At 39.4% G+C, this 1,554-nt stretch carries 2 protein-coding genes; both read left to right on the top strand.

What is annotated here, in order from left to right:
• Positions 1–469: flagellin (locus PHAL_RS23450; protein ID WP_016710691.1), on the top strand; the 469-nt coding region annotated here is incomplete at its 5' end.
• A gap of 531 nt (positions 470–1,000) precedes the next feature.
• Positions 1,001–1,554 (top strand): flagellin N-terminal helical domain-containing protein (locus tag PHAL_RS0122540; RefSeq protein WP_016710690.1); only part of this gene is annotated, 554 nt, incomplete at its 3' end.

Genomic DNA, 1,554 nt, shown 5'->3' with positions numbered 1-1,554 from the left:
TGATGGTTCAGGTTCAATTACATTTACTACAACAAATGAAGTAACAGCTTTTACTGCGGGTAGTGATATAGCAGGTGATGCAGGTGCTTTTAATACCACTCCTGGTGCAGCAACATTAGGTGGTGTTAATAGTGCTATTGGTGGTACTGCTGTCGGTTCGATTGATATAAGTGGAGCGGATGGAACGGGGGCACAAGCAGCGCTTGAATCAATTGATGCGGCATTGAAACAAATTGACGATCAACGTGCCGATTTAGGTGCGATTCAAAACCGTTTTGGTCATACGATTAGTAATTTAGCGAATATTCAAGAGAATGTGTCAGCTTCACGTAGCCGTATTCAAGATACTGACTTTGCAACTGAAACGGCAGAAATGACGAAAAACCAAATTTTGCAGCAAGCGGGTACCTCAATCTTGTCGCAAGCAAATCAAATACCACAAGCGGCAATCAGCTTGTTAGGTGGTTAATTAAAGTTATAGCTTTATATATGAAAAGCGCACTGGTTGCGCTTTTTTTATCGCGTAACAATAAAGCATGTAGGCGGCAATTTACTTAACGCTCTTGTATCTCAAGTTCCTTATTTCTCGGTGAAGCGCGCAGCGCCTCTTGCTCCTCTGTGGTAATTAATGTCTAAATCAATTTCACCACCGAGATGCGCAGAGTTACACAGAGAAACCAAAGTAAAAAGCTGAAATAAGTGTAGGATGTTTAATGAAAAGCGTGGTATAAAATCTCGCTTACGGCACTGTGTTTGTCATTTTTAATATAAGATTTAAACGGTTTTAGCAAAAAATTATAAAATAGATAAAAATAAAAGCTGTTTAAAATTAGTGTTTTAAGTTTAATTCTGCAAATAAAGTCCACTTTTTTAAAAAAAAGCCTAAAGATAAATTTTCATCTGCCGTTAACTTAATCAGTACGGAGCTTGAACATACAATTGTGACAGTTCTTGGTTAAATCAAAACAGCAACATTACGAAAGTAATCAGGAGTTTTATCATGGCTTTATCAGTAAATACAAATGTATCTTCATTAAATGCTCAGCGTAACTTGAACAAGTCGAGCCAAGGCTTAGCGACATCTATGGAGCGTCTTGCTTCAGGTATGCGTATCAACAGCGCTAAAGACGATGCAGCAGGCTTACAAATTTCAAATCGTTTAACCTCACAGGTAAATGGTTTAGCCGTAGCACAGCGTAACGCCAATGATGGTATTTCAATGGCGCAAACAGCGGAAGGCGCAATGAGTGAGTCTACTAATATTCTACAGCGTATGCGTGAACTAGCACTGCAATCAGCTAATGGTTCAAACTCAGCCGATGACCGCGATTCACTGCAAAAAGAAGTTGAAGCATTACAAACAGAATTAACACGCATAGCTGATACAACCTCATTTGGTGGTCAGCAACTTTTAGATGGTAACTTCGGCACAAAATCTTTTCAAGTTGGTTCTAATGCGAATGAAACAATTGAGATGACTTTGGGAAGTATGAAAGCAAGTGATTTAGGTGTTGTTAGTGGGCAGAGCGCAACAGTAGCAGGCTTTACCCCTGC

Source organism: Pseudoalteromonas haloplanktis ATCC 14393 (assembly GCF_000238355.1).
Lineage (GTDB): Bacteria > Pseudomonadota > Gammaproteobacteria > Enterobacterales > Alteromonadaceae > Pseudoalteromonas > Pseudoalteromonas haloplanktis.
The sequence above is the reverse complement of the archived record's forward strand: the minus strand, read 5'-3'. Positions and strand labels throughout refer to the sequence as shown.